The sequence below is a fragment of the Pseudomonas sp. DTU12.1 genome (assembly GCF_009873475.1).
GTDB lineage: Bacteria > Pseudomonadota > Gammaproteobacteria > Pseudomonadales > Pseudomonadaceae > Aquipseudomonas > Aquipseudomonas proteolytica.
Genome location: NZ_CP045254.1, coordinates 2,875,935 through 2,897,786, shown reverse-complemented (window position 1 = coordinate 2,897,786; position 21,852 = coordinate 2,875,935). Strand labels below are relative to the sequence as shown.

Here is a 21,852-nt window from a genome sequence, read left to right as displayed (position 1 = left end):
CGTTCTACTGTTGGCGACATGAACGATATGACCACTACTGAAACCCGCGACATTATTCTGGATGTCACCGAAAAGTTAATCTACCGGCACGGCATCGCGGCCACCGGCATGGAACTACTGGTGAAAACCGCCGGCGTCTCCAGGAAAAGCATCTACCGCTACTTCGCCAACAAGGATGACCTGGTAATCGCCGCCCTGCAGCGGCGCGACGAGCGTTGGCTGCAGTGGCTGCGCAGCGAGGTCGAACAAGCGCCAGACAGCGGCGCGCGCCTGCTTGGCGTGTTCAGCGCGCTCAAGGCCTGGTTCGCCTCTGCGGACTTTCGCGGCTGCGCCTTTATCAACACCAGCGGCGAGACCGGCGACCCGCAAGACCCGGTCCGTTTGTTGGCCAAGGCACACAAACAGAAACTGTTCGAGTACCTGCTTGAACTGTGCAACGCCCATGGCACCCCGGCCCCGGAGAAACAGGCCGCGCAACTGCTGATCCTGGTCGATGGCGCCATCACCATGGCCCTGATAATGGGCGATGAAACTGCCGCTGATAATGCGCAATGCATGGCGCAATTGTTATTGGCACTTTGAATTAACGACTGACAATCCAAAGGAGTAATCAAATGACTGCCAATGCACAAGTGCGTCCGCCCTTGCCGCCCTTTACCGAACAATCGGCCATTGAAAAGATCCGTCTCGCCGAAGACGGCTGGAACTCCCGTGACCCGCAGCGCGTATCGCTGGCCTACACCCTGGACACGAAATGGCGTAACCGCGCCGAATTCGCCCATAACCGTGAGCAAGCCAAGGATTTCCTCACGCGCAAATGGGCCAGGGAACTGGACTATCGCTTGATCAAGGAGTTGTGGGCCTTTACCGGTAACCGTATCGCCGTGCGTTATGCCTATGAATGGCACGACGATTCCGGCAACTGGTTCCGCTCCTATGGCAACGAGAACTGGGAGTTCGACCAGGACGGCCTGATGTCCAACCGGCATGCGTGCATCAATGACATGCCGATCAAAGAGAGCGAACGCAAATTCCACTGGCCCCTGGGGCGGCGCCCGGACGATCATCCGGGGCTGTCCGAGCTGGGGCTGTAGGAGCCGGCTTGCCGGCCCCTGCAGTGCCAGTCAATCCTGCTTCAACCCCACCTGGTACAACACGCCATCAGCCTCATCCGTGAGTACGTACAGGAAACCATCCGGGCCCTGGCGTACATCGCGGATGCGCGCCTTCAACTCACCCAGCAGGCGTTCTTCGTGGACCACCCTGTCGCCATCGAACTGCAGGCGGATCAGCTCCTGGCTGGCCAAGGCGCCTATAAACAGGTTGTGCTGCCAAGCCTTGAAACGGTCGGCATCGTAGAACGCCATGCCACTGATGGCCGGCGACTTTTCCCACACATGATGGGGGGCGACCGTGCCTTCGGCAGTCTTGCCCTTGGCTTCGGGAATCGGCAACAACGAATAGTTGATGCCATGGGTCGCCAGGGGCCAGCCGTAGTTCTTGCCACGCTCGATGATATTGATTTCATCACCGCCGCGCGGGCCGTGTTCGTTTTCCCAGAGGGTGCCGGTCCAGGGATTCAGCGCCGCGCCCTGGGGGTTGCGCTGGCCATAGGACCAGATCTCCGGCCTGGCCCCGGGTTGGCCGACAAACGGGTTGTCATCCGGTACACGACCGTCCGGGTAGATCCGCACGACCTTGCCTTGCAGCTTGTCCAGGTCCTGGGCCGTGGGGCGATCATTATTCTCGCCCAGGGTCACAAACAGGTAGCCATCGCGGTCAAACACCAGGCGCGAGCCAAAGTGATTGCCCGTCGAAAGCTTGGGTGCCTGACGCAGGATTACCTGGAAGTCCTTCAAGCTGCTCAGGTCATCGCTCAAACGGCCACGCCCGACCGCCGTACCGGCCGTGCCGCCCTGGCCGCCACCTTCGGCGTAGGACAGGTAGACCAACCGGTCCTCCTTGAAATCCGGTGACAGCACCACATCCAGCAAACCGCCCTGCCCCTTGGCCCACACTTGCGGCACGCCGCTGAGCGGCGCAGACAATTTGCCGTCACGGCTGACAAAGCGCAGCGCACCCGGCCGTTCGGTGACCAGGAAGCCTTGCTGGTCTGGCAAAAACGCCACCGCCCATGGGTGGTCCAGGCCTTTGACGATGGCCGTCGCGGTGACACTGCCTTGCTCACTGGGAAACTGCCGGGTATCGCCGGCAAGCGCCGGAAGCGCGGTGGCCAGGGCGCTGGCGCAACAGGTCGCTAAAAGGGTTGTGCGTAGAAACATACCGTGGGGTTCCTTTTATTCAGGGCCGGCGATTGCCATTGGCATCTTGCGTCGGGGCTGAGGGCTGGGTGGCAGGACGTGCGGGAGCGGCATCACGCTGCGGATAACGATTGCCGATGCCGCCGTTTTCCAGGGTCGGCGGGCGAGGCACCGGCGCGGTATAGGTGCCACGCGTCGCCGGTGTATTGGGCTGGGTGCCCTGCATGCTGTTGGGGTTGGCCCGCTTGATCGGGCTGTTATACGGGTTGTTGTTGCCGGGCAGGTTCTGGGCCTGCACCCCGCCACTCAAGGCAAGGCCCAGGACCAACACCACAAGGCTGCGCGTACGGCTGTTCATGACAAAGCCTCTCTGGGGCGAGGAATACCTGCATTCGATAGCACGCTACGCGCAGGGTTCGGGTTTGGTAACTAAATACTTTCCGGGCAGGTGTAACACGGCTTTTCCAACGCCGCGCTTCCAGCCAGCCGACCACCGAAACTTTTGCCAGCCGCTGCGGGTCACCTGAAGACCATTCCCCATCAGGAAGCACTCCTATGCCACGGGCAATCTGGAAAGGCGCAATCAGCTTCGGCTTGGTTCACATCCCCGTGTCGCTGGTGTCGGCCACGTCTGCCCAGGGCGTGGATTTCGACTGGCTGGACAAGCGCAGCATGGACCCGGTGGGCTACAAGCGCATCAACAAGACCACCGGCAAGGAGGTCACCAAAGACAATATCGTCAAGGGCGTGGCCTATGAGAAAGGCCGCTACGTGGTGCTCAGCGAAGACGAAATTCGCGCCGCCCATCCCAAGGCCACGCAAACCATAGAGATCATCGCGTTTATCGACAGCGACCAGATCCCCCTGCAGAACATCGACACGCCCTACTACCTGGCCCCGGACAAACGTGGCGGCAAGGTCTACGCCCTCCTACGGGAAACCCTGCACAAGACCGCCAAGGTTGCCCTGGCCAACGTGGTGCTGCATACCAAGCAACACCTGGCCGCGCTGATGCCCCTGGAATCGGCGCTGGTGCTCGTGATGCTGCGCTGGCCCGCCGAAGTACGCGACCTCGACGAACTGGAGTTGGGCGAGGACGTGACCAAGCCAACCCTGGCCAAGGGCGAACGGGACATGGCCAGGCGCCTGGTAGAAGACATGAGTGCCGACTGGCAACCGGAGAACTACCGCGACAGTTTCCAGGACAAGATCATGGCCCTGGTCAAGAAGAAGGCCAAGGCCGGCAAGATTGAAACCGTTGAGGCACAAGACGGCGCAGACGAGCGCAAATCGGCAGACGTGCTCGACCTCACGGAACTGCTCAAGCGCAGCCTGGCCGGTAAACCCGCTGCGCGCAAAAAAACCACCAAGGCCTCCTGAGCCGGCAGCCCAGAGGAACGCGCAATGGCCAAGCCACTGAGTGAGTACCAACGCAAGCGCGACTTCGCGGTCACTTCGGAGCCATCATCGTCGAGTCCTGGCCGGCGCGCGCCGTCCGCATTGGCGTTTGTGGTGCAGAAACACGCTGCCCGCAACCTGCACTATGACTTTCGCCTCGAACTCGATGGTGTCCTTAAAAGCTGGGCCGTACCCAAAGGGCCGAGCCTGGATCCCAGCCAAAAGCGCCTGGCGGTGCATGTGGAAGATCATCCGTTGAGCTACGCAGGCTTTGAGGGCAGTATCCCCGCCGGGCAGTACGGCGCAGGCGATGTGATTGTCTGGGACCGTGGCATCTGGCAACCCCATGAGGACCCGCACAAGGCCTACACCGCCGGCAAACTGAAGTTCACCTTGGTCGGCGAGAAGCTCGCTGGGGATTGGGCCTTGGTGCGTACTCGGCTCAAGGGCAGCGGCGACAAGGAGCAATGGCTGCTGATCAAGGAGAATGATCAACAGGCACGTTCGATCAGCGATTACGACATTGTCCAGGCCCAGCCCAAGAGCGTTTTGGGCGGTGCGGCGCTAGGCCAGGCAAAAACCGCCCTGCCCGACCAACTGACGCCGCAACTGGCGACTCTGGCGGACCGTGCGCCGGCGGGCGACTGGCACTACGAAATCAAATTCGACGGCTACCGGATGTTGGCGCGGGTACGCGCAGGCCGCGTGCACCTGTTGACCCGCAACGGCCACGACTGGAGCGATCGCCTGCCCCGCCAGGTCAAGGCAATCGAGGCGCTGAAACTCAAGGACTGCTGGCTCGATGGCGAGGTGATCAGCCTCAGTCACGATGGACTGCCGGATTTCCAGGGGGTGCAGCAGGCCTTTGACAGCGGTCACAGCCAGGACCTCGTCTACTACCTGTTCGACGCACCGTTTTTGCACGGCCATGACCAACGCGGCACAGCGCTGCAGGATCGGCGGGCAGCGCTCAAGGCGGTACTGGATGGCAACAAGAGCCCGTTGCTGCGCTTTTCCGAGGCTTTCGCGGCGGATCATCGCGATATCCTCCAGAGCGCCTGTAGCCTGGGGCTCGAAGGTGTGATCGGCAAGCGCGCCGGCAGCCCCTACAGCGGGGTGCGCAGCGCCGACTGGATAAAACTCAAATGCCGCCAGCGCCAGGAGTTCGTGATCGTCGGCTACACCCCGCCCCAGGGAGCGCGCGGCGGCTTCGGGGCGTTGTTGCTGGCCGTCAATGTTGACAACACCTTGCTATATGCCGGGCGCGTGGGAACTGGCTTCGACCAGGCCACCCTGCAAGCGCTGTATAAAAAAATGCAGCCCCTTTCGCGGCAATCCTCACCGTTGGCCAACCCCTTGAGCGGTAGCCAGGCGCGCGGCGTGCGGTGGATAAGGCCGCAACTGGTGGCCGAAGTGCAATTTGCCGAGTGGACCCGCGAAGGCCTGGTGCGCCAGGCGGCCTTTGTGGGCCTGCGCAGCGATAAACCCCCGGAGCAGATCGTGCGCGAGCAAGTACTCCCCCAAAACCGTGCGTCGAAGATCAGCATTAGCCACCCCGAGAGAATCATTGATCCGGCCAGCGGCACACAAAAAGCGCAACTGGCGCAGTTCTACCAGAGCATCAGCAATTGGATCCTGCCCCACCTGCGGCACCGCCCCGTCGCGTTACTGCGGGCGCCTGAAGGGATCGAAGGCGAGCAGTTTTTCCAAAAACACAGCGAGCGCCTGGCCATCCCCCATATCACTCAATTGGACCCGAGCCTGGACCCCGGCCACGCGCGCCTGATGGAAATCCACACCGTGGCGGCACTGGTCGGCGCCGTACAGATGGGCACCATTGAGCTGCACACCTGGGGGGCAACGGTTGACAAGATCCAGACTCCGGACCTGTTTGTACTCGACCTGGACCCCGACCCGGCGCTGCCCTGGAAAAGCATGCTCGAAGCCGCACAACTGGTGCTGTCGGTGCTGGATGAGTTGGGCCTGGCCGCCTATATCAAGACCAGCGGAGGCAAAGGGCTACACCTGATCGTGCCATTGGCGCGCCGGGATGGCTGGGAGACAGTGAAAGCCTTCGCCAAGGCCATCGCGGTGTTCATGACCCAGCAATTGCCCGAGCGTTTTACTGCCACCAGCGGCCCCGGGAACCGCATCGGCAAGATCTTTATCGATTACCTGCGCAATGGTCGTGGCGCCAGCACCGTCGCCGCCTATTCGGTACGCGCCCGCCCGGGGTTGCCGGTTTCGGTGCCGATCGGCAGACAGGAACTCGCCAGCCTACGCAGCGCCCAGCAGTGGAACGTGGCTAACCTAGAGGAACGCTTGCATGGCCTGAAAGCCGATCCCTGGGCGGGTTATGCCAACCGCCAGCGAATCAGCAAGAAGATGTGGCAGAAACTCGGAGCGCAGCCGCCCTCGCCCTAAACAAGCCTACAGACTCCTGTGGCGAGGGGGCTTGTCCCCCTTTGGGCTGCGGCAGCAGCCCCAAAACCGGCCACCTCGGCGTACCTGGCACAACGTAGTGAGGCTCTTGGGGCGGCTTCGCCACCCAGCGCGGGGCAAGCCCGCTCGCCACAGAAAACCTGCGATCCACAGTAAGTTCCAAGCTGCCGCAACGGCCCCCTGTGGGCAGCCCCAAAACCGGCTACATCGGTGTGTCTGGTGCGACGTGGTGAGGCTATTGGGGCGGCTTCGCCGCCCAGCGCGGGGCAAGCCCGCTCGCCACAGAAAACCTGCGATCCACAGTAAGTTCCAAGCTGCCGCAACGGCCCCCTGTGGGCAGCCCCAAAACCGGCTACATCGGAGTGCCTGGTGCGACGTGGTGAGGCTGTTGGGGCGGCTTCGCCACCCAGCGCGGGGCAAGCCCGCTCGCCACAGAAAACCTGCGATCCACAGTAAGTTCCAAGCTGCCGCAACGCCCCCTGTGGGCAGCCCCCAAACCGGCTACATCGGTGTGTCTGGTGCGACGTGGTGAGGCTCTTGGGGCGGCTTCGCCACCCAGCGCGGGGCAAGCCCGCTCGCCACAGAAACCTGCGATCCACAGTAAGTTCCAAGCTGCCGCAACGGCCCCCTGTGGGCAGCCCCAAAACCGGCTACATCGGTGTGTCTGGTAGAACTCGGCGGGGCTCTTGGGGCGGCTTCGCCGCCCAGCGCGGGGCAAGCCCGCTCGCCACAGAAAATCTGCGATCCACAGTAAGTTCCAAGCTGCCGCAACGGCCCCTGTGGCGAGGGGGCTTGTCCCGTTGGGCTGCGAAGCGGCCCTAAAACTGGCGACCTCGGTGTGCCTGGTAGAACTCGGCGGGCTATTGGGGCGGCTTCGCCACCCAGCGCGGGGCAAGCCCGCTCGCCACAGAAACCTGCGATCCACAGTAAGTTCCAAGCTGCCGCAACGCCCCCTGTGGCGAGGGGGCTTGTCCCCCGTTGGGCTGCGAAGCGGCCCTAAAACCGGCCACCTCGGTGTGCCTGGCACAACGTAGTGAGGCTATTGGGGCGGCTTCGCCGCCCAGCGCGGGGCAAGCCCGCTCGCCACGCAAAGCCAGCGGCTGATAGTCGGTTTCAGGCGGCTGGGAGGTCTGTTTGACGCGAGGGGATGACGATCAGATCAGTATGAAAATCGCCGCCAGGCCGGCAAAGATCGCCCACTTTTCCAGGTAGTAACGGGTGCGGTTGCGCTTTTTCAGCTCCTTGCCCCGCAGGCGAATCTTGTACAGGCGGGTAAACGCGCGGTTCAACCCACCAGTCTTGTCCCCGGCATCGTTGGGCGAGCCGGCGGCGGCCATGACGTTGCGGCTGAACCAGCGATTGAACGCCGCCGCCCAGCGATATTTCATCGGGCGCTCAATGTCACAGAACAAAATGATGCGGTTCTGCGCCGTGGTGTTTTCGGCGTAGTGGATGTAAGTCTCATCGAACATCACCGCCTCGCCGTCACGCCAGTAGTAGTTCTCACCGTCCACATTGATGTAGCAGCCTGGATCGTTGGGTGTATCCAACCCCAGGTGATAGCGGTAGGAGCCGGCATAAGGATCGCGATGGCGCACCAACTTCGAACCAGGTGGCAGTTCGGCAAACATCGCGGCCTTGATCGAACCGATGCTTTGCACCAGCTCGGTGGTGCGCGGGCACAGCTTCATGGCCGAAGGATGACTGTCGCCGTACCACTTGAGGTAGAAGCGCTTCCAGCCCGACTTGAAAAACGAGTTGAAACCCACGTCGTTGTATTGGTCCGAGCGCTTGATCTCGCCAGCGCGCATGAGGTTCTGGCCTTCCTCGCGAATCTCCTGCCAATGTTCCTGGAGTGGGCTCAGGTCAGGGAAGTCGCTGGGCGAAAGGTACGGGCGGCCAGGCAGCCTGGAGAACAGGTAGAGGAAACAATTGATCGGCGCCAGGAAGGTCGAGTGGTCGCTTAATTGACGGCCCAGCTTATGTCGAACCCTGCCACGCAGGTGGACATACGCGATGGAGACAACGTAGAGAGCAACAATGATGAGTTTCACGGGAATTCGTCACATGTCAGAAGAGTACAGGCTGCTCCTTCAGGCCGGGCCCGAGAGGAAAAATGCAGCACCTGAAATCACAATTCATTAACAGGCCCTGGAGTGTCTTGGAGACAGTTCGGATAGTGGCCAATGGCAGTTATTTTAGCCCTAGATTGTAACCAAAGGTTAACTAAGAATTGTGAAAAGGTGTCTTCCAACTGTATAGCCGCGCCACCTCGAAAACACGATGGCGGGTGTGCCGGGCTGCGATGCAGCCCGGGAAAGGTGCGCGCTGACTCAGCCCAGCGGCTGGTCATCCTTGCGTTCGCGCCGGGTAAAACGGTCGTCGTCCAAGGGCGAATAGGCCACTGGCTTGCCACGTGTGAGGACCAGATGGCGGACCAGTGCGATGAGCATCCCCAACAGCAAGCCAACCACCAGGCTCAACGCAATCACCAGGACTTTCTTCGGTTTGATCGGGCTCAGCGGCTCTTGGGCACGCCGGTCAATTGTCACCAGTTTCAAGGCGCTCATGTCGATATTCAGGCCACGCAGACGCGCCACTTCAGCACGCAACGGTTCGACATCCTGCAAGAAAATGTCTTCATTGCCCCGCCGCTTCATGACCTCGACCTGGCGATTGACCTCCAGCAACTGCAACTCCTTGCCAATTTCCGCGACGCGGCTGTTGGTGAAGTCATCGTTGGTTCGCTGTTGCAGGGCCGTACGCTCGGCTTCCAGGGCATCGGTGCCAAGGAAGTACAAAGGGATCTGCTGGTTGTTGACCTCGGTGCGCATCACTTGGCTGGAGCCGCTGCGCCCGGCGTCGGCCATCGACGACGGAGTGGTCGGATTCTTGATGCCCATGGACTTGGCAATCGAGATGGCTTCACTCAACTCTGCCAGGCGGTTGGAGCGCTGCATTTTCATCTGCAGGCGTAGGGCACTGAGTTCATCTTCCAACTGTGCGCGCTTGAGCTTGTCGCCTTCGAGCAGCTTGGCGATTTTCGATTCTTTGTCGGTTTCGTAATTGGAGCGCGCCGCATCAATCTTGCCTTTGAGCTCGGTGAGGCGGTTGTTGACGATCACTTTGAGATCGGCGCCCACCTGCTCACGCTCGGCGGCGATGGCATAGTCGACAAAGCCATTGAGAATCGCGACGCCATCGATATCGGTGGGGTATTGCAGCTCAAGGCGGATATAGCTGCTCAACGAGTCCGCTTTCTTCGGGTCGGGCAGAATCAGGTTGATCGAGTTGCGGTTGAACGCCTCGAAACTCTGCTCCAGGCTGCGCCCCGGTTTCTGGAACGCTTCGAACAAGGCAGGGTTGGCCTTGAAGAAGTTCAGCCGCGCATCGTACGAGTCCAGTTGCGCGCCGACTTTGGCCAGGGCATCCGCCGGCGGCAACTTGTAGACCTCCGAGCGATTGAGTGCATCCAGCTCATTGATCGCTGCCGGGCGGAGCACACTGCTGACCTGATACTCACGGGGAGCCAGCAGCGCGTAACCCACTCCAATCAGGCCCGCAAAAAGAGTGCAGCCGATTACCAGTTTCTTCTGCCGCCAAATCGAGTGAAACAGCTCAAATAAATCAATTTCATCAGACGCCACGGGGGCTTGAACCTGGGGAGTTCTATTCAAAATGGGGACACCCTTCAAAAAGTGGACGCTGGCTGTCCACTACACGATAGATCTGAATAACCAACTGAAAAAGCAGGGACAACGCCCTGGATATGGCTAATACGACATAAGGCAACGCTTATCCGACCCTTGAGCTACGGAAAAAATCCCTACAGCATTGAGATTGTTTTCCTTCAGAAACAGTAATGTCATATAGACATTGCTCAGCGTAGACGACATATCGAGAAACACCGCTCTCACGGTATGTCAAAATAGTTTTAAATATCTGCTGGTAAAGGAAAAAACCCGACCAGAGCACAACTTTGGGAAATTTCCTGCAAACCTTTTAATCAATCTTGATAGGAAATATTTCTTGATGTAGGCAGAGCTTCATTTATGCCTGGTCAAAAAGGAGTTGTGCATGTCATCACCCTCGGCCCACGCGATCCCATGCCCAAGCGAACTGGACAGGCAAGCCCTGCAAGGCACTTGGGAGCAAATCGCCCTGGAAGACAGCGGCATCGCCAACCCGCCGGATGAACACAGTGCGCCTGGCGCGCTGACTACGATTGAGGGGGATCAGTTCCGGGTCACGACCCAGGAGGGTGAGGTATTACTGCAAGGCTGTTTTACCCTGGATGCCAGCACCACACCCAAGAGCATCACTTGGATCGACGCCATCGGGGCTGACGCAGGAAAACGCCTACCCGCCAGCTACACCCTGGATGGCGAGAGCTTCGTTTTTATCGCCGCGGATGAAGGCATGCCCCGGCCAACCCGATTCAGTACGACACCGGGGCAGACAATGCGCACGTTCATGCGCAAGTCTTGAACAGATGAGAGGCATTCGTTTTTACGACAGTTTTTTCACAAACCCTTCACGTTTGACGCGCTAGGTTAAACCCAACTCCTCAGATGAATCCCTTGGCCCGCCGCCCCAGCGGGCCTTTTTTTGCCTTCAGGCAGAGCGTTTGACGGCGGTCAGTGTGTAGCACATCGGCAATTGCGCCGACTGGTTCTCATAGCGGTCGTAGAGTTCTTCACGGTTGGAGTGCGGGTACTCCTGCAAGTGGCTGATCTGTAGTCCTGCGGCAATGGCCGCGCTGACAACCTCCCCAAAGGTGTGTACGAACCAGTACGACGCAGCGGTTGCGTCGTCGCTCGTGCCTTCATAGACAATCGCCTCGTGCTGTACAAAAGGTTCGCGGCGAAAGTATGAGGTGACCGGCAACATCGGGTTGGCCGCTTCCGGATCAAACACCTCCAGGAACGGATGGGTCTCGTAGATCACCAACGTTCCCCCCTCCTTGAGGGTGCTAGCGACATGCCGCATGAACAGCGCGATATCCGGCATCCAATTGAGCACGCCGATGGTGATCAGGGCTACGTCAAAACGACCCAGCAGATGCTCGGGCAAATGATGAATATCGGTTTCGATAAACTCAGGGTTGTGAGGTGAACGACTGGCCAGCTCCGCCGCCTGCGCAAGAAACGCGTCGGATTGGTCGACCCCCACCACGCGATTGGCGCCAAGGCCATATAGCGAAAGGCTCTCACGGCCGTTATTGCAGCCCAATTGCACGGCATCCCGGCCCGAGATTCCGACCTGCTGCAACAAGGCGGTCAGCGTGGGATCCAGGCAGTTGAAACCGCGCTCGGCGACGGCGGCGAGCAGCTTTTGCCAGGGGGCGCCAGCTTTATGGTACGCGGCGGATTCGTTCCAGGCGGCCTTATTGCTGGCGATAGCCTGTTGAGCAGACAGCGTGTCCATTGCGTCTCCAAACCATTGAGCGTGCGCAACAGGATGGCAATGAGCGCCGTCAAAAATAAAGAAGGGGTTCGCCCCGCACCGATAGCCTCGCCATCCTTGAACCGGTAAAGAGCCATCACTGCAGGGCGAACGGAGGGAACTTAATCCACGGCCATTGGATGTTCAACTGTTATCAATTACAGAACCGACAATGGATACAACTTCGATACAAATCGATGTTTTTTGTGGAGTTTTTACTCAAAGCAGGCAATCCCGGCACTTCTCGGCGCCTCACACGCCGTCCTGTCATATAACTCGCGCCTGACATATGCGACAATGCGCGCCAAATTCCAACATGCACCCCATATTTCTGCTCGGCGACTGGGCTTCACGCCTTCATGTCGCTGTTGACGCATGCCCGTTGGCCCGGGCTCCGAATGGGTCCCGGCCCAAATAAGCGCACTCCAAGCTATTGATAGGTAAAGTAATTGATCTCCACAGCTAACATCACCATGCAGTTCGGCGCCAAGCCGCTGTTTGAGAACGTCTCGGTCAAGTTCGGCGCCGGAAACCGTTATGGTTTGATCGGTGCCAACGGTTGCGGCAAGTCGACCTTCATGAAAATCCTCGGTGGCGACCTCGATCCGTCCGGCGGCCAGGTGATGCTGGAGCCGAACGTGCGCCTGGGTAAGTTGCGCCAGGATCAGTTCGCCTACGAAGAATTCAACGTGATCGACACCGTGATCATGGGTCACGAAGAGCTGTGGAAGGTCAAGGCAGAGCGCGATCGCATCTACTCGCTGCCGGAAATGAGCGAAGAAGACGGCATGGCCGTGGCCGAGCTGGAAACCGAGTTCGCTGAAATGGACGGCTACACCGCCGAATCCCGCGCCGGTGAATTGCTGCTGGGCCTGGGTATCGGCATCGAGCAGCACTTCGGCCCGATGAGCGAAGTTTCCCCAGGCTGGAAGCTGCGCGTATTGCTGGCCCAGGCGCTGTTCTCGGATCCGGAAGTGTTGCTACTCGACGAGCCAACCAACCACCTGGACATCAACACCATTCGCTGGCTGGAAAACATCCTGACCCAGCGTAACAGCCTGATGATCATCATCTCTCACGACCGTCACTTCCTGAACAGCGTGTGCACCCACATGGCTGACCTGGATTACGGCGAGCTGCGCCTGTTCCCCGGCAACTACGATGAATACATGACCGTGGCGACCCAATCCCGCGAGCAGTTGCTGTCGGACAACGCCAAGAAAAAGGCGCAGATCTCCGAACTGCAATCGTTCGTCAGCCGCTTCTCGGCCAACGCCTCGAAAGCCAAGCAGGCTACATCCCGTGCCAAGGCGATCGACAAGATCCAACTGGCCGAGGTCAAGCCTTCGAGCCGTGTGAGCCCGTTCATCCGCTTCGAACAGACCAAGAAGCTGCACCGCCAGGCGGTCATCGTCGAGCGTATGGCCAAGGGCTTCGACGGCAAGACCCTGTTCAAGGATTTCAGCTTCCAGGTTGAAGCGGGCGAGCGCGTGGCAATCATCGGCCCGAACGGTATCGGCAAGACCACCCTGCTGCGCACCCTGGTCAACGAACTGACCCCGGACGCCGGCAGCGTGAAATGGACCGACGCGGCTGAGCTGGGCTACTACGCCCAGGACCACGCCCATGACTTCGAAGACGACGTCACGCTGTTCGACTGGATGGGCCAGTGGGCCCAGGGCGAACAAGTGATCCGCGGCACCCTCGGCCGCATGCTGTTCTCCAACGACGAGATCCTCAAGTCGGTCAAGGTCATCTCCGGTGGTGAGCAAGGTCGCATGCTGTTCGGCAAGCTGATCCTGCAAAAGCCCAACGTCCTGGTCATGGACGAACCGACCAACCACTTGGACATGGAATCCATCGAAGCGCTGAACCTGGCGCTGGAGAACTATCCGGGCACGCTGATCTTCGTCAGCCACGACCGTGAGTTCGTATCGTCCCTGGCCACCCGCATCATCGAGTTGAGCCCAAGCGGCGTGATCGATTTCAGCGGCACCTATGACGACTACCTGCGTAGCCAGGGCGTGGTGTTCTAAGCCCAGCAACACAGCAAAAAGTGGCAAGCGGGCTTGCTGTGACAAGCAGATTTGTTATGGCTAGCAGGCTTGTTGTGGCGAGCGGGCTTGTCGGAACGCCGCATCGCCCGCGCTGGGCTGCGTAGCAGCCCCAAAACCTGCACCCGCGGTGTATCTGATGAAATGCGGGGGGATTAGTGATGGGGGCTGCTACGCAGCCCAGCGCGGGGCAAGCCCGCTCGCCACAACCACAACCAGAACCACAACCACAGCCATACTCATCAAAACCAGGCGCCGGCGACAATCGTTAGCCTGCTTCCTTTTTCGCCAAGCCCTTGCCATGATGCGTTCACCGCCCTGCCGCGAATGAGCCTCCATGCCTACCGCTCCCAGTTCCCTGTCGATCACCCTGCAGATCGTCTCCATCGTGTTCTATACCTTTATCGCCTTCATCTGCATCGGTCTGCCGATTGCGGTGATTCCCGGCTACGTCCACGAACAACTGGGCTTCAGCGCGGTGGTTGCTGGCGTGACCATCGGTTCGCAATACCTGGCCACTCTCCTCAGCCGTCCCATGGCCGGGCGCATGTCGGACAACGTCGGCACCAAGCGCGCGATCGTGCTCGGTTTGAGCGGCATCCTGCTTAGCGGGGTGTTGACGTTTATCGCTACCCTGCTGCAGAGCCTGCCCAACTTGAGCCTGGGAATTCTGATTGTCGGTCGCGTGTTGCTGGGCGTGGCTCAAGGCCTGATCGGCGTCGGTACCATCAGTTGGTGCATGGGCCAGGTGGGCGCCGAACACACCGCACGCTCGATCTCCTGGAACGGCATCGCCTCCTACGGTGCCATCGCCATTGGCGCACCACTGGGCGTGGTGATGGTTGCGCAATACGGCTACAACAGCCTGGGTATCGCGCTGGCGGTGCTGGCAGGGCTTGGCCTGGTGCTGATCCGCAAAAAGCCCTCGGTACCCGTGGTACGCGGCGAACGCCTGCCGTTCTGGGCAGTGTTCGGACGCATCGCGCCGTTTGGCGCCAGCCTGTGCCTGGCCTCGATCGGCTACGGCACCCTGACCACCTTCATTACCCTGTTTTATCTGAGCCGCGGCTGGATCGGCGCCGCCTGGTGCCTGACGGTGTTTGGCATCTGCTTTATCCTCTCGCGCCTACTGTTTATCTCCAGCATCACCCGCTTTGGCGGATTCCGTGCGGCAATTGCCTGCATGACCCTGGAAACCGTCGGCCTGGCCCTGCTGTGGCTCGCGCCCTCTCCCGCCATTGCCCTGATCGGCGCCGGCCTCACTGGTTTTGGCCTGTCCCTGGTGTACCCGGCATTGGGCGTCGAGGCCATCAAACAAGTGCCCAACAGCAGCCGAGGGGCCGGGTTGAGTGCCTATGCCGTATTTTTTGACTTGGCGCTGGCGATTGCCGGGCCTTTGATGGGCGCAGTGGCGTTGAACCTGGGGTATTCGTGGATATTCTTCTGTGCAGCGCTACTGTCCGTCACAGGCCTGGGCCTGACCTTGCTGCTGATGCGCCGGGCCTACTGATCGGCGGTCTGCATGCCGGCCCGCGAATGCTGGCCGAGGGTGCGCCCGAAAAAGCGCCCGGCCTCGGAAATCAGGTCACGGTGAATGCCCTCCCGGTCCACGCCATCGGCGTCCGTACACAGCGCCGGCATCAGCGCCAGTTGCTCGTCATCGCACGGGGCCATGAAGATAAAGTGCCCAGCCCCGGCCAACAGTTTGAAGTCCGGTGGCTGCGGCAGTTTGCGCGCCAGGGCGGCAGCGTTTTTATCCACGGCCACTAGCTTGTCGCCATCGCCGCTATACAGCAGCACCGGCACATGCACGTCACCCAGGGTGTGCCGGCCAAACATAAGGCTCAGCGGCGCCATCAGCATCAATGCGTGGATCCGCGAGTCCGCCTGGGGTTGCAGGTCATCGCGGTCGACCACCAACTCACCCTTTGTCGTACAGGCATCACGGTCTTCGGGGCGTTCCTGGCAATAACGGCGCAAACGCTCGAAATCCGGCTTGGCCCCGGCCAGGATCAGCGCCGTCTCGCCGCCCGCCGAATAGCCGATTACGCCCACTTGCCGCACATTAACGAACGGCGACAGCATCGGGTCGCCAAGGGTCGCGGTAATCGCTGCAGAAATCTGGATCGGCCGGCCATACAGGTTGCTCAAGGTGCCCAAGCGGCTGTGGTCCTTGTAGTTATCACCGGGATGTAGCACCGCCACCACCACAAACCCTTTGCGCGCCAGCGACGTCGCCAGGTCGTGCAAGGCTAGGGGTGTGCCGGTGTTGCCATGGGACAGCATCAGCAGCGGGAAGCGACCAATGGCGACCTTGGCATCTTCGGTGGCGGCGACGCGATACGCGCCCACCTGGCTGATATGTTCGCGGCCCGTGGACGGATAGAACGCGATGGCTTTCATCGGCTGCGCATCCAGCGGGTCGGGAAAGCTCATCCGGTGATAGCCCACGCTCCAATGGGGGTGCGGGGCCACCGCGGCGTGCACTGAAACGAGGCCGCCGAGCAGGGAAACCAGCAAGACTGCACAAAGACGCATCATGGGGATGTCCACCTGTGCTGTGTGACGCCTGCGAGTCGGTTCAGGCTCGGGCGGTTTGACCCTGTACTGCATAAGCTGCGCCAGATTCGCCCGCCCAAAACAAAAAACTCCGTATCCCGCTGGTTTTCAGGCCAACAGAATACAGAGTTTAGGCGCCTCGAATCAGATTGATAGCGAGCCGCGGTGAAATTTACACAGGCCTTACGCAGCGACGAACAACTGCTCGCTGATCAGTGCATTGGCGTCGTTCAGCGCCTTGCTGCGCGCTTCGCCACCGTAGGCCAGGCCATGGGCACGGACGAACTCGATGTCGGTGATGCCGAAGAAGCCCAACAGTACTTTCAAGTAGTCCTCGTGCCCCACGCCGGTAGGCTGACCCACATGCAAACCACCGGCGGTAGAAACCACGATGACTTTCTTGTTGCCGCACAGGCCTTCCGGGCCGGCTTCGGTGTAGCGGAAAGTCTGGCCGGCGACGGCAATGCGGTCGATCCAGGCCTTGAGCTGGGTGGGGATGGTGAAGTTATACATCGGCGCGGCGATGACCACCGCGTCAGCGGCCAGGAACTCGGCCAGGGTCGAGGCGCTCAGGTCGGCTTCGTGCTTTTGCACCGCATCACGCAGTTCGGCGGCAGTGCCCAGGGCACCCAGGGTAATCCCGGAAAAGTGGTTGATGCCTTCACTGGCCAGGTCGCGGTAGGTGACTTCCACACCTGGCTCGGCCGCTTGCCAGGCCTTGACCACTTCGCGGCTCAACTGACGGGATACCGAGTTGTCACCGAGGATGCTGGAATCAATATGCAAGAGTTTCATGTGGGATCTCCAAGTGAGGACCGCCACTGGGCGATCTGATGGAGAGAATCCTACAGATCAATCCAATAGCCGATTAGCCAGGTAAAATGCGATAGTTCGTCCCACTGACAGGACAATAGGCCCAACATGCAAGACCTCAATGACCTCTACTATTTCGCCAAGGTGGTGGAAGCCGGTGGCTTCGCGGCGGCTGGCCGGCTGCTGGGGATCCCCAAGTCGCGGCTGTCGCGGCGCATTGCCGAACTGGAAGAACGCCTCGGCGCCCGCCTGTTGCAGCGCACCACCCGGCAACTGACCCTGACGGCCGTGGGTGAGCGCTACCTGGGGCATTGCCAGGCGATGTTGCTGGAAGCCGAAATGGCCGACGAAGCGGTAGCCAACATGTCCAGCGAGCCCCGGGGGCGCCTGCGGGTCAGTTGCCCGGTGGGCCTGGCCCACGAAATTCTGCCGACCGTAGTAGCGCAATTTCTCGCGGCACACCCATTGGTGCAGTTGGAAATGATGCTGATCAATCGCCGCGTCGACCTGGTGGCCGAAGGCGTAGACGTGGCCTTGCGCGTGCGTGAACTGGGGGATGAAGACCCATTGCTGGTGACCCGCCGTCTGCGCCAGGCACAAACCGCCATGGTTGCCAGCCCCGAGTTTGTGCGTGGCCACCAGATCAACACCCCGGCCGACCTCAAACACCTGCCGGTATTGGGCGCCCTGGAAGCCGATCGCCTGGTGCACCTGCGCATGCTCGACCCGGCCGGCAACGCCACCGACCTGGCCATGGAGGCACGCCTGGGCATCGATGATTTTCTGGTACGCAAAGCCAGCGCCCTAGCCGGCCTGGGTTTCACCGTGCTGCCGATGATGTATTGCGAGCAAGAACTGGAAACCGGCCAACTGGTGCAATTGCTGCCCGAATGGTCATTGCCCGGTGGTTGGCTGCAAGCGGTGTACCCGCATCGACGCGGTGTATCCCCGGCGGTGCGCGCCTGGATCGACTTTCTGGCCCATGCTTTCAACAATTGTGGAGATCGCCTGCTATGAGTACCCGCATCATGAGCGAAAACGACGTCGCCCAGTTCTGCCTGGGCTTGCCCGGAGCACGGGAGGATTACAAATGGGGCGGTGTGCGGGTGTTCTCGATTGCCGGCAACAAGATGTTTGCCCTGCAGAACCTGCGGGGTGACTCCCTGGCATTCAAGGTCGACAAGGAGCTGTTCCTCGGCCACGTGGACCGCCCGGGCATCCACCCGGCGCCGTACCTGGCGCGGGCGCAGTGGATCATCATGCAAGTGCCCTACCCCCTGGGCGGCGAGGAACTGCGCGGTTTGTTGCAGCGCTCCCACCAGTTGGTGGTGAGCAAACTGCCCAAGCGCACGCAGATCGGGCTCAGGCTGGTGTAGGAGCGGGCTTGCCTGCGATGGCCATAGGTATCTACACAACTTTGCCGCAACGCCTAAATCCAGGCAGATAGCGCAGTTGTGGCGAGCGGGCTTGCCCGCGCTGGGCTGCGAAGCAGCCCTAAACCCGGCCATCGCGGTTTATCTGAAGAAACGTGGAGGGCTTTTTGGGCTGCTTCGCAGCCCAGCGCGGGCAAGCCCGCTCGCCACAGGAGAGTTCGTCAGTTTCTGAAAGTTGTGTAGACACCTATGCTGCGATGGCGGCACCTCGGTGTATCAGGATGCCATCGCAGGCAAGCCAGCTCCAAGGTTGGCTATCTAGAAGACTGACAGCAGCGTCCCGCCAAGAAACAACTGATCGATCCAGAACACCTGGTGCAACAACACGATCAGCCAGAACACCACCTGATACGACACCTTGCGTGTCTTGTGGCGAAACACCTGCTGCGCGACCAAGGCGCCCGGCCAGCCACCGGCCAGTTCCATGGCATGCAGGATCTTTTCCGGGGTACGCCAACTGTCGTTCTGGGCCTTGCGCTTGTCGCTCCAGTACAAGCAAAACGTCACCACGCTGACCAGCCCGTAGGCCGCCAGCGGGATCAGCGACACCCCGCGGTACGCCAGCAGTGCCGCGCCAAACAGCGGCACGGCACACAGCAGCACAAACACCAGGGCCTTCAAGCGCAGATGCTGAATGCTCATCACGCCTTGGCCGCCGCCCAGTCAATCCAACCGAACTGCCACGTGGCCAGGATCAGCAAACCGAATGCAATGCGGTACCAGGCAAACACTGCATAGCTGTGGCTGGCGATGAACTTGAGCAGGCCGCGCACCGCAATCATCGCGAAGATGAACGAGACCACGAAACCGACGGCAAACACCGGCAGGTCCGCAGGCTGGAACAGGTCACGGTACTTGTAGCCCGAATACACCGCCGCACCGACCATGGTTGGCATCGCCAGGAAGAACGAAAACTCGGTCGCCGTCTTGCGCGACAGGCCGAACAGCAGGCCACCGATAATGGTCGAGCCGGAACGCGAGGTGCCCGGGATCATTGCCAGGCACTGGGCAAAGCCCACTTTCAGGGCATCTTTCCAAGTGATGTCATCGACGGTTTCGGCATGGATCGCATGCTCGCGGCGCTCGGCCCACAACATGATCACCCCGCCGATCACCAGCGCGGTGGCCACAGTGATCGGGTTGAACAGGTATTCGTGGATCAGGTCGGCAAATATCACCCCCAGCACCACCGCCGGCAGGAAAGCGATCAGCAGGTTGATCGTGAAGCGCTGGGCGTTGCGCTGGGTCGGCAGGCCGGTGACCACGTCGAGGATCTTGCGCCGGAACTCCCAGACTACGGCCAGGATGGCGCCCAATTGAATGATGATGTTGAACGCCATGGCCCGCTCGCCACCGAAGTCGAGCAAATCGGCGACGATGATCTGGTGCCCGGTACTGGAGATCGGCAAGAACTCCGTCAGCCCTTCGACAATGCCAAGTATCAATGCCTGAAAGGCGGTCCAAAGATCCATTATTCCCCCAAAAGGTCATGCGACTGCATGCCTCGTTGATATTTTCTAGGTGTTCACTAACGATGAGCACGCTGCAAGGCCGCGCGCAGGATCAAGGCTGAACTGCAAAAATTCTGTGAAAAATCAGGCAGGACTCAGGTTTTTTGATTCCGGGCCGAAAGCCTATCAGACAAGCCCGAATTTCGCTTCGCGTTATCACTGGCCGATCAACGCAGCACCGAAAATTATAAGAACGCGGAGTGACAAGACTATGAACAGTTTGCGCAATATGTCGATCAGCCGGCGCCTCTGGATGATCCTGATAGTCGCCGTGTTGATGCTGTTGACCCTGGGTTTGCTGATGCTCAAGCAGATCCATGACGATCTCTACCAGGCCAAGAGCCAGCAGACCCAGCATGTGGTGCAGACCGCCAGCGGGATTCTGAATTTTTATCACGGCCTCGAAACCACCGGCGTGCTGACCCGCGAAGCCGCGCAGAAGCAAGCCCTGAGCGTGGTGCGCGGCCTGCGCTATGACCAGGATGACTATTTCTGGATCAATGACCTGACGCCGGTGATGATCATGCACCCGGCCAACCCCAAGCTTGACGGCCAGAACCTCTCGGCCATCCGCGACCCGGACGGCTTTGCGATCTTCAATGAGTTTGTCACCCTGGCCAAGGCCAAGGGCGCCGGCATGGTCGATTACCGCTGGCCCAAGCCGGGGGCGGATGCGCCGGTGGCCAAGACCTCCTATATCCAATTGTTCGAGCCCTGGGGTTGGATCATCGGCTCCGGCGTCTACGTGGATGATGTGCAAGCGCAGTTCCGTGGCCAGGTGTGGCAGGCGTCCCTCGTCGGCCTGGGCATTGCACTGATCATGACCCTGCTGGTGGTGCTCATCGCCCGCAGCATCGTGCGCCCGCTGCAGGAAGCGGTACACGCCATGGCCAATATCGCCAGCGGCGAAAGCGACCTGACCCGCAGCCTCGACACCCATGGCCAGGACGAAGTCACGCAGCTGTCCCGGCACTTCAATACATTCACCGCCAAACTGCGCCAGGTGGTCAGCCAGTTGCAGGTCTGCGCCAATGCCCTGGGCCAGTCGTCCGCCGAGCTGGGCAACAATGCCAGCCAGGCCCATGACCGCAGCCAGCAGCAGTCCCAGCAAATGGAGTTGGTGGCCACCGCCATCAATGAAGTGACCTACGGCGTGCAGGACGTGGCCAAGAATGCCGAACACGCCGCCAGTGAAATGCGCGACGCACAAACCCAGGCCGAACAGGGCCAGGTGAACATCGACGGCAGCCTGCAGCAGATCGATGCGCTGTCCGGGACTATCAGCCAGGCGGTGGAAGTGATCCGTACCCTGTCCTCGGAAAGCACGCAGATTGGCGGGGTGCTGGAGGTCATCCGTTCGATTGCCGACCAGACCAACCTGCTGGCCCTCAATGCTGCCATCGAGGCAGCCCGCGCCGGCGAACAGGGCCGTGGCTTTGCCGTGGTGGCCGACGAAGTGCGCCTGCTGGCCCAGCGCACGCAAAAATCCACCGCCGAGATCCAGAGCATGATCGAACGCCTGCAGGGGCATTCCGAAGCGGCGGTCAAGGTCATCAGCGACAGCCACCAGGCCTCGCAACTGACCATCGAACAAGCCGGCCAGGCGGGCGCCAGCCTCACCGCCATCGGCCAGGCCCTGCGCAACCTCAACGGCCTGAACGCCTCGATTGCCAGCGCAACCCTGCAACAGGCCCACGTGGTGGAAGACATCAACCAGAACGTGACGCAAGCGGCCGGCCTGTCCCACAGCACGGCACTGGCGGCCCAGCAATCGAGCGTAGCCAGCGTGCACCTGAAGGATTTGAGCGAAGAACTCAACGGCTTGTTGCGTCAGTTCAAGGTCTAGACAGCGGGACTGTGGGGTTCCTGTGGTGCGGCAAGTCCCCCGTTGGACTGCGCAGCGGCCCTAAAACCAGGCACCTCGGTGTGCCTGCCG

General features: G+C 60.6%; 19 protein-coding genes. 10 read left to right on the top strand and 9 right to left on the bottom strand.

All coding sequences use genetic code 11. The features are described 5' to 3' along the window. Positions 1–18: 18 nt before the first annotated feature. The gene (locus GDV60_RS12665; protein WP_159909215.1) at positions 19–582 is read left to right on the top strand and encodes a TetR/AcrR family transcriptional regulator; all 564 of its coding nucleotides are present in this window, start codon (positions 19–21) and stop codon (positions 580–582) included. A 32-nt stretch (positions 583–614) separates the two neighbouring features. Next, complete coding sequence (locus GDV60_RS12660) at positions 615–1,094, top strand: nuclear transport factor 2 family protein (RefSeq protein ID WP_070996251.1); 480 nt, start codon at positions 615–617, stop codon at positions 1,092–1,094. A 30-nt stretch (positions 1,095–1,124) separates the two neighbouring features. Here GDV60_RS12660 and GDV60_RS12655 read toward each other — a convergent pair whose 3' ends face one another. Together GDV60_RS12655 and GDV60_RS12650 are read right to left on the bottom strand one after the other, a co-directional pair. After that, positions 1,125–2,282 carry a PQQ-dependent sugar dehydrogenase gene (locus GDV60_RS12655; RefSeq protein WP_070996252.1) on the bottom strand — a complete coding sequence of 386 codons (1,158 nt, stop codon included), beginning with the start codon at positions 2,280–2,282 and terminating at the stop codon, positions 1,125–1,127. A gap of 19 nt (positions 2,283–2,301) precedes the next feature. After that, a complete protein-coding gene (locus tag GDV60_RS12650; RefSeq protein ID WP_029290554.1) occupies positions 2,302–2,619 on the bottom strand; it encodes a hypothetical protein in 318 nt (105 codons plus the stop codon). 197 nt (positions 2,620–2,816) lie between these two features. Here GDV60_RS12650 and GDV60_RS12645 point away from each other — a divergent pair, with 197 nt between their 5' ends. Together GDV60_RS12645 and ligD are read left to right on the top strand one after the other, a co-directional pair. After that, on the top strand, positions 2,817–3,641 hold the full coding sequence (locus tag GDV60_RS12645; RefSeq protein WP_029290551.1) for a Ku protein: 825 nt from the start codon (positions 2,817–2,819) through the stop codon (positions 3,639–3,641). A gap of 24 nt (positions 3,642–3,665) precedes the next feature. After that, positions 3,666–6,083: a DNA ligase D gene (ligD, locus tag GDV60_RS12640; RefSeq protein WP_159907411.1), complete on the top strand. Its 2,418-nt coding sequence runs from the start codon at positions 3,666–3,668 to the stop codon at positions 6,081–6,083. A 1,172-nt stretch (positions 6,084–7,255) separates the two neighbouring features. Here ligD and lpxO read toward each other — a convergent pair. After that, positions 7,256–8,155 carry a lipid A hydroxylase LpxO gene (gene lpxO, locus GDV60_RS12635; protein ID WP_029290547.1) on the bottom strand — a complete coding sequence of 300 codons (900 nt, stop codon included), beginning with the start codon at positions 8,153–8,155 and terminating at the stop codon, positions 7,256–7,258. 279 nt (positions 8,156–8,434) lie between these two features. Beyond that, entirely contained in the window at positions 8,435–9,778 is a 1,344-nt protein-coding gene (locus tag GDV60_RS12630; protein WP_070996256.1) for a Wzz/FepE/Etk N-terminal domain-containing protein, read from the bottom strand. Between the two features lie 400 nt (positions 9,779–10,178). On the opposite strand from GDV60_RS12630, the gene GDV60_RS12625 reads away from it, so the two are divergent. Next, on the top strand, positions 10,179–10,589 hold the full coding sequence (locus GDV60_RS12625) for a TIGR03067 domain-containing protein (RefSeq protein ID WP_159907409.1): 411 nt from the start codon (positions 10,179–10,181) through the stop codon (positions 10,587–10,589). Positions 10,590–10,715: 126 nt separating this feature from the next. On the opposite strand, the gene GDV60_RS12620 is transcribed toward GDV60_RS12625, so the two are convergent. Continuing rightward, positions 10,716–11,528, bottom strand: a complete 813-nt coding sequence (locus tag GDV60_RS12620) for a bifunctional 2-polyprenyl-6-hydroxyphenol methylase/3-demethylubiquinol 3-O-methyltransferase UbiG (RefSeq protein WP_133714404.1) — start codon at positions 11,526–11,528, stop codon at positions 10,716–10,718. Between the two features lie 467 nt (positions 11,529–11,995). Between GDV60_RS12620 and GDV60_RS12615 the strand changes: the two genes are divergently transcribed. Together GDV60_RS12615 and GDV60_RS12610 are read left to right on the top strand one after the other, a co-directional pair. Beyond that, entirely contained in the window at positions 11,996–13,582 is a 1,587-nt protein-coding gene (locus GDV60_RS12615) for an ABC-F family ATPase (RefSeq protein ID WP_071610063.1), read from the top strand. 355 nt (positions 13,583–13,937) lie between these two features. Beyond that, positions 13,938–15,110, top strand: a complete 1,173-nt coding sequence (locus GDV60_RS12610; protein ID WP_029290538.1) for an MFS transporter — start codon at positions 13,938–13,940, stop codon at positions 15,108–15,110. On the opposite strand, the gene GDV60_RS12605 is transcribed toward GDV60_RS12610, so the two are convergent. After that, complete coding sequence (locus tag GDV60_RS12605; RefSeq protein WP_159907407.1) at positions 15,104–16,141, bottom strand: dienelactone hydrolase; 1,038 nt, start codon at positions 16,139–16,141, stop codon at positions 15,104–15,106. The two genes, GDV60_RS12610 and GDV60_RS12605, sit on opposite strands and share 7 nt — an antisense overlap. 201 nt (positions 16,142–16,342) lie before the next feature. Beyond that, positions 16,343–16,954, bottom strand: coding sequence for an FMN-dependent NADH-azoreductase (locus GDV60_RS12600; RefSeq protein ID WP_159907405.1), 612 nt, complete (start codon positions 16,952–16,954; stop codon positions 16,343–16,345). A gap of 126 nt (positions 16,955–17,080) precedes the next feature. Here GDV60_RS12600 and GDV60_RS12595 point away from each other — a divergent pair, with 126 nt between their 5' ends. Then, a complete protein-coding gene (locus tag GDV60_RS12595; protein ID WP_029290534.1) occupies positions 17,081–17,989 on the top strand; it encodes a LysR substrate-binding domain-containing protein in 909 nt (302 codons plus the stop codon). Positions 17,990–18,000: 11 nt separating this feature from the next. Next, a complete protein-coding gene (locus GDV60_RS12590) occupies positions 18,001–18,348 on the top strand; it encodes an MmcQ/YjbR family DNA-binding protein (protein WP_032866318.1) in 348 nt (115 codons plus the stop codon). A 315-nt stretch (positions 18,349–18,663) separates the two neighbouring features. Here GDV60_RS12590 and GDV60_RS12585 read toward each other — a convergent pair whose 3' ends face one another. Together GDV60_RS12585 and GDV60_RS12580 are read right to left on the bottom strand one after the other, a co-directional pair. After that, on the bottom strand, positions 18,664–19,047 hold the full coding sequence (locus GDV60_RS12585) for a DUF1294 domain-containing protein (RefSeq protein ID WP_154905836.1): 384 nt from the start codon (positions 19,045–19,047) through the stop codon (positions 18,664–18,666). Next, a complete protein-coding gene (locus tag GDV60_RS12580; protein WP_029290527.1) occupies positions 19,047–19,877 on the bottom strand; it encodes an undecaprenyl-diphosphate phosphatase in 831 nt (276 codons plus the stop codon). Before GDV60_RS12580 ends, GDV60_RS12585 begins: the two co-directional genes overlap by 1 nt. A gap of 250 nt (positions 19,878–20,127) precedes the next feature. Between GDV60_RS12580 and GDV60_RS12575 the strand changes: the two genes are divergently transcribed. Beyond that, positions 20,128–21,762 carry a methyl-accepting chemotaxis protein gene (locus tag GDV60_RS12575; RefSeq protein WP_029290525.1) on the top strand — a complete coding sequence of 545 codons (1,635 nt, stop codon included), beginning with the start codon at positions 20,128–20,130 and terminating at the stop codon, positions 21,760–21,762. Positions 21,763–21,852 lie beyond the last annotated feature (90 nt).

Coding starts and splice junctions, on each gene's coding strand:
- GDV60_RS12665 (WP_159909215.1), top strand. CDS start 19: ATGAACGATATGACCACTACTGAAACCCGCGACATTATTCTGGATGTC.
- GDV60_RS12660 (WP_070996251.1), top strand. CDS start 615: ATGACTGCCAATGCACAAGTGCGTCCGCCCTTGCCGCCCTTTACCGAA.
- GDV60_RS12655 (WP_070996252.1), bottom strand. CDS start 2,282: ATGTTTCTACGCACAACCCTTTTAGCGACCTGTTGCGCCAGCGCCCTG.
- GDV60_RS12650 (WP_029290554.1), bottom strand. CDS start 2,619: ATGAACAGCCGTACGCGCAGCCTTGTGGTGTTGGTCCTGGGCCTTGCC.
- GDV60_RS12645 (WP_029290551.1), top strand. CDS start 2,817: ATGCCACGGGCAATCTGGAAAGGCGCAATCAGCTTCGGCTTGGTTCAC.
- ligD (WP_159907411.1), top strand. CDS start 3,666: ATGGCCAAGCCACTGAGTGAGTACCAACGCAAGCGCGACTTCGCGGTC.
- GDV60_RS12625 (WP_159907409.1), top strand. CDS start 10,179: ATGTCATCACCCTCGGCCCACGCGATCCCATGCCCAAGCGAACTGGAC.
- GDV60_RS12620 (WP_133714404.1), bottom strand. CDS start 11,528: ATGGACACGCTGTCTGCTCAACAGGCTATCGCCAGCAATAAGGCCGCC.
- GDV60_RS12610 (WP_029290538.1), top strand. CDS start 13,938: ATGCCTACCGCTCCCAGTTCCCTGTCGATCACCCTGCAGATCGTCTCC.
- GDV60_RS12605 (WP_159907407.1), bottom strand. CDS start 16,141: ATGATGCGTCTTTGTGCAGTCTTGCTGGTTTCCCTGCTCGGCGGCCTC.
- GDV60_RS12600 (WP_159907405.1), bottom strand. CDS start 16,954: ATGAAACTCTTGCATATTGATTCCAGCATCCTCGGTGACAACTCGGTA.
- GDV60_RS12595 (WP_029290534.1), top strand. CDS start 17,081: ATGCAAGACCTCAATGACCTCTACTATTTCGCCAAGGTGGTGGAAGCC.
- GDV60_RS12590 (WP_032866318.1), top strand. CDS start 18,001: ATGAGCGAAAACGACGTCGCCCAGTTCTGCCTGGGCTTGCCCGGAGCA.
- GDV60_RS12585 (WP_154905836.1), bottom strand. CDS start 19,047: ATGAGCATTCAGCATCTGCGCTTGAAGGCCCTGGTGTTTGTGCTGCTG.
- GDV60_RS12580 (WP_029290527.1), bottom strand. CDS start 19,877: ATGGATCTTTGGACCGCCTTTCAGGCATTGATACTTGGCATTGTCGAA.
- GDV60_RS12575 (WP_029290525.1), top strand. CDS start 20,128: ATGAACAGTTTGCGCAATATGTCGATCAGCCGGCGCCTCTGGATGATC.